Below are 7,165 nucleotides of genomic sequence, written 5' to 3'. Positions count from 1 at the left end.
TTATACGGGTGGTTTTGATTTTAAATATGAAGGATTAAATGTATTTATTATAAATAAATAGCGTTATTGTGTAATACGATTCTTTTGTGGCATAACGATTTATAGTATAATGAATGGTAATCAAATTGAGAGGGTGGTAATTCGATGAAATGCCCGAAATGTAGTTCAACGCACTCTCGCGTTGTAGATTCACGACATGCTGATGAAGTTAATGCGATCAGACGTAGAAGAGAATGTGAACAATGTGGCACAAGGTTTACTACGTTTGAACATATTGAAAAAAGACCGTTAATCGTTGTCAAAAAAGATGGCACACGTGAACAATTTTTACCTGAAAAAATACTCAATGGTTTGGTGCGCTCATGTGAAAAAAGACCTGTGCGTTATCAACAATTAGAAGATATTACTAATAATGTAGAATGGAAATTAAGAGATGAAGGACGTGCCGAAATTTCTTCAAGAGAAATAGGGGAACACGTCATGAATTTATTGATGCATGTGGATCAAGTTTCTTATGTGCGATTTGCATCTGTTTATAAAGAATTTAAAGATGTTGATCAACTATTACAATCAATGCAAGGAATTTTAGCAGAAAACAAACGGAGTGATTCTTAAATGGGATTACAGTCCTATGATTATGGTTTAAGACCACAAGATGATTTCCACGTGTTGCGTCATTTTTATTTAAATCATAAACATTTAGAAATACTTAATAGATTATTTACGCCAATGATTGGCTCAAATGCTATTGGTTTGTATCATTATTTGAATCAGTTCGTAGAATTTGAACAAGATGTTGTGTTGACACATTATATTATTATGAATGAATTAAAAATAAACTTACTTGAATTCAGAAAGGAAATGGATTTGTTAGAAGGCATTGGATTATTAAAATCTTTTGCGCATCATTCTAAACAACACTCTTCTTTTGTATACAAGCTTGTACAACCACCATCAACAGAGCAATTTTTTAATGATCCTATGTTATCTGTATATTTATATAGTCAAGTAAGTAAGCAACGCTACTTGCAACTGAAATCACATTTCGAGGATCAAATGACCATTGACTTAAGTCAGTACAAAGATGTGACGCGCACATTCATTGATGTGTTTAAAGTGCCTAACAAAGCACTGACTGAAGATACACAGATGATTGAAAGTGAAGAAACTTATGGTGGTGCAGATTTATCTAATGTAAATTTTGATTTTGAAGCACTTTATGATTTATTACAAAATCATTTTATTAGCACTAAAATAATTGATAGTGAAGCTAAAGCATTGATCACACAGATTGCGACTTTATATGGTTTAACACCAGAAGCAATGAAACGCATTATTTTAAAATCAATCACTAGTGCACAAGAGCTCTCTTTTGAAGAAATGCGTAAACATGCTAGAACGTATTACCTCATAGAACATGAGCAACAGCTTCCAAAATTAAAGGCTAAAAAATCAAATTATATAGATGGTGTCAGCACGGAAAAAAATAATATAACAGAAGATGATTCAAATCATTGGTTAAAACAATTAGACGAAACTAGCCCCATCGATATGCTTGCTTCGTGGTCAGAATCTGAACCGACGACGCAGCAAAAGTATATGGTCGAAGAATTAGTTGAAAGAGAACAACTACCATTTGGTGTAATTAATATACTTTTACAATTTGTAATGTTAAAAGAAGACATGAAACTTCCTAAAACTTATATCTTTGAGATTGCATCAAATTGGAAAAAAAAGGGTATCAAAACTGCAGAAGAAGCGTATCATTATGCTAAAAAGGTGAACCAACCTACATCCAAACAGTCAAATCAAACTAAAAATGGTAGTTATAAACCTAAACAACTCGTTTCTAGGGAAATGACACCTAAATGGCTAGAAGAACGAGATAGTAAAGAAACGAAAAATCAAAGTTTAGAAGAACTTAATAATCCAGATGAAGATGAAGCGTTAAAAAGAGACCGTGAAGCGTTGTTAAAACGATTGAATAGTAAGCGAGAGGAGGAATAATATATGAAGTCTTTCAATCATATTATGGGTGACTCTAAGGATTTAAGTCAGCGAATTGAAAAGATAAAAAAAGATGTTATCAATGATCCAGATGTCAAAATGTTTTTAGAGACACATCAATCAGAAGTAACTAATGCAATGATTGATGAAGATTTGAATATTTTACAAGAATACAAAGATCAAGAAAAACATTATGATGGCCATGCCTTTAAAGATTGTCCGAACTTTGTTAAGGGTCATGTGCCTGAATTATATGTAGAAAATCAGCACATAAAAATTCGTTACCTACCTTGTCCATGTAAAATCAAACATGACGAAGAAAAATTTGATGCCCATTTAATTGCTTCACATCATATGCAACGAGATACATTAAATGCGAAATTAAGCGATATTTATATGGACAAAAGAGATCGTATAGATGTTGCAATGGCAGCAACCGATATTTGTGAAAAAATAGTAGAAAAAGCGCCCCAAGTCAAAGGTTTATATATACATGGTCCTTTTGGAACTGGAAAATCATTTATATTAGGTGCGATTGCCAATGAATTAAAAGTTGAAAAAGTACCTTCTACGATTGTATATCTACCAGAATTTATTCGCACTTTAAAAGGTGGATTTAAAGATGGCAGTTTCGAATCAAGGTTAGCGAAAGTACGTGAATCACATGTGTTAATGTTAGATGATATTGGTGCTGAAGAGATTACACCTTGGGCAAGAGATGAAGTAATTGGCCCATTACTTCATTATAGAATGGTTCACGAATTACCAACGTTTTTTAGCTCTAACCTAAGCTTTGAAGAATTAGAATATCATCTTTCTGTTACGCGCAATGGTACTGAAAAAACAAAAGCAGCTAGAATAATGGAAAGAATTAAATCGTTAGCAACACCATATTTTTTGGAAGGCAAAAATTATCGTAACGATTGAATTATTAAAAAAATGTTGTATAATATAATTAAATCTAAATCAAGCGAAATAAAATGAAGACATGATAGATAATTTCATACTTCACAGAGAACCAATGTGTGATGAGAATTTGGTAAGTATCATTATCTGTTACTACTTCATGATAGATGTTCTAATCAACATCCGGCTCAAGACCGTTAACTTATGTAGAGTAAAGTATTTTTATCATTATAAAAATTACTTTAATTAGGGTGGTACCGCGAAGACCTCGTCCCTTTTAGGGATGGGGTCTTTTTGTTTTACGTTTGTAATATGACCATTTCGTGATGATTTAAGGCAAGTATAAATAGGAGGAATTTAAATGGATCAAATAAATATTACTTTTCCAGATGGTAATGCGAAAGCATTTGAAAAAGGAACTACTACAGAAGAGATTGCACACTCAATCAGTCCTGGTTTAAGAAAAAAAGCTGTAGCAGGAAAGTTAAATGGACAAATGATTGATTTAACAAGACCAATCGAAACAGATGGGGAAATTGAAATAGTTACACCTGGTAGTGATGAAGCATTAGAAGTTTTGCGTCACTCTACTGCACATTTAATGGCACAAGCTTTAAAGCGTTTATATGGAGATGTGAAATTTGGTGTGGGTCCAGTCGTTGATGGTGGATTTTATTATGATTTTGATATGTCTGAAAGCGTGTCATCTGATGATTTTGAAAAAATAGAAAAAACAATGAAACAAATCGTCAATGAAAACTATCCTATAGAACGAAAAGTAGTATCGAGAGATGAAGCGAAAACATTTTTTGCTGATGATCCGTATAAACTAGAACTAATAGATGCTATTCCAGAAGATGAAAATGTTACTTTGTATTCGCAGGGTGAATTCACTGATTTATGTCGTGGTGTTCATGTACCATCAACTTCAAAAATTAAAGAGTTTAAACTTTTATCAACTGCAGGCGCATATTGGCGTGGAGATAGTGATAATAAAATGCTTCAACGTATATATGGTACTGCTTTCTTTGATAAAAAAGACTTAAAGGCACATCTTAAAATGCTAGAAGAACGCAAAGAACGCGATCACCGTAAAATTGGTAAAGAATTAGAACTATTCTCAAACAATCAATTAGTAGGTGCAGGTTTACCATTGTGGTTACCGAACGGTGCAACAATTCGTCGCGAAATTGAACGATATATTGTAGATAAAGAAGTAAGCATGGGTTATGATCACGTGTATACACCAGTGATGGCAAATGTAGATTTATATAAAACATCAGGACACTGGGATCATTATCAAGAAGACATGTTCCCAACTATGAAATTAGATGAAAATGAAGAAATGGTGTTAAGACCTATGAATTGCCCTCACCATATGATGATTTATGCGAATAAACCACATTCATATCGTGAATTACCAATTCGCATTGCTGAATTAGGTACAATGCATCGTTATGAAGCAAGTGGTGCTGTTTCTGGATTACAACGTGTTAGAGGAATGACTTTAAATGATGCACATATTTTTGTAAGACCAGATCAAATAAAAGAAGAATTCAAACGCGTTGTTAATTTAATTGTCGATGTTTATGAAGACTTTGGATTTGAAAATTATAAATTCCGCTTGAGTTACAGAGATCCTGAGGATAAAGAAAAGTACTTTGATGATGATGAAATGTGGAATAAAGCAGAGAGCATGTTGAAAGAAGCGGTTGATGAACTAGGTTTAGCATACGAAGAAGCTATTGGGGAAGCTGCCTTTTATGGCCCTAAGTTAGATGTTCAAGTACAAACAGCTATGGGTAAAGAAGAAACGTTATCTACGGCTCAATTAGACTTCTTACTACCTGAAAAATTTGAATTGTCATATATAGGAAAAGACGGTGAGCAACATAGACCTGTAGTCATCCATCGTGGTGTTGTGTCGACAATGGAGCGCTTTGTTGCATTTTTAACAGAAGAAACTAAAGGAGCTTTCCCTACATGGTTAGCACCAAAACAAGTTGAAATTATTCCTGTAAACGTTGACTTGCATTATGATTATGCTAGACATTTACAAGACGAACTTAAATCACAAGGTGTAAGAGTCGAAATAGATGATCGAAATGAAAAAATGGGTTATAAAATCAGAGAAGCACAAATGCAAAAAATCCCTTATCAACTTGTCGTTGGGGATAAAGAGATGGAAAATAATGAAGTGAATGTTAGAAAATATGGTTCGCAAGATCAAGAAACGGTTGAAAAAGAATCATTTATTTGGGATTTGGTAGATGAAATCAGACTTAAAAAACAAAGATAACCTTGAAAGTAATGTTGAAATCATGTATATTGAATCTTAGTGAAATAAAAAAATAAAAAAATTGAGTTAGAGGTTGCGTTTTTAATCAGTAACAATCTGTAAGCTATTTGGAGCGTATGTAGGATTTGTGAAAGGTAAAAATGCCGAAATCAAAAGTGACCATTTTTCACTATTGGTTGGGTCAGTTTTCGAAAGAGACTGGACTGTCACATATGTGATGTGCTACCTATATAAATGCTATGACTAAAATGGTTGCATATCTAATAGGTATGTAACCATTTTATTTAGGTTTAAGATTATTATTCATACTAAAACGGGAAATTTATAGCAAATTGGTTAAATAACATGTATATTCCGATGTAAAGGTTATTAATAACTATAAAAGTATAATTATAATCGCATAGTAAGTTGGCCTCTAAGTTTAAAGGAAAGGGAGCATCTATGGCAAAAGAAGTAAATCAAAATAATGGAGTTAAAAGAGGGCTAAAAGATCGTCATATATCCATGATAGCTATTGGTGGTTGTATTGGTACTGGTTTATTTATGACTTCTGGTGGTGCAATTCATGATGCAGGTGCCTTGGGTGCATTACTTGCATATGCAATTATTGGGGCAATGGTATTTTTCCTTATGACATCTTTAGGAGAAATGGCTACTTATTTACCTGTTTCTGGTTCATTTAGTACTTATGCTACGCGTTTTGTTGATCCATCACTTGGATTTGCATTGGGATGGAATTATTGGTTCAACTGGGTTATTACAGTTGCTGCAGATGTTACGATTGCTGCACAAGTGATTCAATATTGGACACCTCTTTCAGGTATACCAGCTTGGAGTTGGAGCTGTTTGTTCCTAATTATTATATTTGGACTAAACGCTTTGTCTGTTAGAGTTTATGGTGAAAGTGAATACTGGTTTGCATTAATTAAAGTTGTTACAGTTATCATTTTTATTGCCATCGGTCTACTTACTATACTTGGAATTATGGGTGGAGAATTCGTAGGTTTTGACACATTTTCTAAAGGCGGTGGCCCAATTCTTGGTGACGGCTTAGGTGGTAGTCTACTGACAATTCTTGGTGTATTCTTAGTTGCAGGCTTCTCATTCCAAGGTACTGAATTAATCGGTATTACAGCTGGTGAATCTGAAAATCCAGAACGAGCAGTACCTAAAGCAATTAAACAAGTATTTTGGAGAATATTGATTTTCTATATATTAGCAATTTTTGTAATTGGTATGTTAATACCGTATGATAGTCCTTCTTTAATGGGTGGTGGCGATGATATAGCTACCTCACCATTTACACTTGTATTTAAAAATGCTGGATTAGCATTTGCAGCATCATTTATGAATGCCGTTATCTTAACATCGGTATTATCTGCTGGTAATTCTGGAATGTATGCATCGACTAGAATGCTATACTCCATGAGTAAAGACAAATTAGCATATCCAGTTTTTGGTAAAACAAATAGAAACGGCGTACCGTATGTATCGTTAATTACGACAGCTGTGATTGTCGTGGGCATCTTTGTATTGCAACATTTGAGTGGTGATGCTTACGAATATATTGTTGCTGCAAGTGGTATGACTGGTTTTATCGCTTGGGTAGGTATCGCAGTCAGTCATTATAGATTCAGAAAAGCATTTGACAAGCAAAATTATGATAAATCTAAATTAAAATACAAAGCTAAACTATTCCCATTTGGCCCAATCTTTGCTGGTGTCCTATGTGTGTTAGTCATTATTGGACAAGACGTAGATTTTATCAAAACAGGTGACTTTAACCTGAACCGATTTATTATCACATATATGGGTATTCCAGTATTTCTAGCATTCTTTATTTATCATAAATTACGTTATAAAACGAAAATGGTACCATTAGAGAAAGTGAACTTACGACAAGACATAGATATGGACGAAATTAAACATAATTAAAATAAACTGTTGACTTAT

The 7,165-nt window shown here is 33.5% G+C and carries 5 protein-coding genes and 1 riboswitch; all 5 genes read left to right on the top strand.

The window, feature by feature from the left end; genetic code table 11:
• The first annotated feature begins 144 nt into the window (after positions 1-144).
• The 5 genes from nrdR (at position 145) to KA883_RS07980 (ending at position 7,147) form a co-directional block, all read left to right on the top strand.
• A complete protein-coding gene (gene nrdR / locus KA883_RS08000; RefSeq protein ID WP_046207668.1) occupies positions 145-615 on the top strand; it encodes a transcriptional regulator NrdR in 471 nt (156 codons plus the stop codon).
• Complete coding sequence (locus tag KA883_RS07995) at positions 616-2,007, top strand: replicative helicase loading/DNA remodeling protein DnaB (RefSeq protein ID WP_210139945.1); 1,392 nt, start codon at positions 616-618, stop codon at positions 2,005-2,007. It abuts the gene before it with no gap.
• A gap of 3 nt (positions 2,008-2,010) precedes the next feature.
• Complete coding sequence (dnaI, locus tag KA883_RS07990) at positions 2,011-2,934, top strand: primosomal protein DnaI (RefSeq protein WP_046207666.1); 924 nt, start codon at positions 2,011-2,013, stop codon at positions 2,932-2,934.
• Between the two features lie 340 nt (positions 2,935-3,274).
• On the top strand, positions 3,275-5,212 hold the full coding sequence (thrS, locus tag KA883_RS07985; protein WP_046207665.1) for a threonine--tRNA ligase: 1,938 nt from the start codon (positions 3,275-3,277) through the stop codon (positions 5,210-5,212).
• Positions 5,213-5,271: 59 nt separating this feature from the next.
• A riboswitch (Lysine riboswitch) is annotated at positions 5,272-5,445 on the top strand.
• Positions 5,446-5,653: 208 nt separating this feature from the next.
• The gene (locus KA883_RS07980; protein WP_046207664.1) at positions 5,654-7,147 is read left to right on the top strand and encodes an amino acid permease; all 1,494 of its coding nucleotides are present in this window, start codon (positions 5,654-5,656) and stop codon (positions 7,145-7,147) included.
• The last annotated feature ends 18 nt before the right edge of the window (positions 7,148-7,165 follow it).

It is taken from the genome of Staphylococcus sp. GDY8P54P (genome assembly GCF_017892645.1).
Classification (GTDB): Bacteria; Bacillota; Bacilli; order Staphylococcales; family Staphylococcaceae; genus Staphylococcus; species Staphylococcus ureilyticus.
This window is presented reverse-complemented; position numbering and strand designations above follow the sequence as displayed.

What these genes read in the sequence shown, in the direction of transcription:
- nrdR (WP_046207668.1), top strand. Translation starts at nt 145, where the DNA reads ATGAAATGCCCGAAATGTAGTTCAACGCACTCTCGCGTTGTAGATTCA.
- KA883_RS07995 (WP_210139945.1), top strand. Translation starts at nt 616, where the DNA reads ATGGGATTACAGTCCTATGATTATGGTTTAAGACCACAAGATGATTTC.
- dnaI (WP_046207666.1), top strand. Translation starts at nt 2,011, where the DNA reads ATGAAGTCTTTCAATCATATTATGGGTGACTCTAAGGATTTAAGTCAG.
- thrS (WP_046207665.1), top strand. Translation starts at nt 3,275, where the DNA reads ATGGATCAAATAAATATTACTTTTCCAGATGGTAATGCGAAAGCATTT.
- KA883_RS07980 (WP_046207664.1), top strand. Translation starts at nt 5,654, where the DNA reads ATGGCAAAAGAAGTAAATCAAAATAATGGAGTTAAAAGAGGGCTAAAA.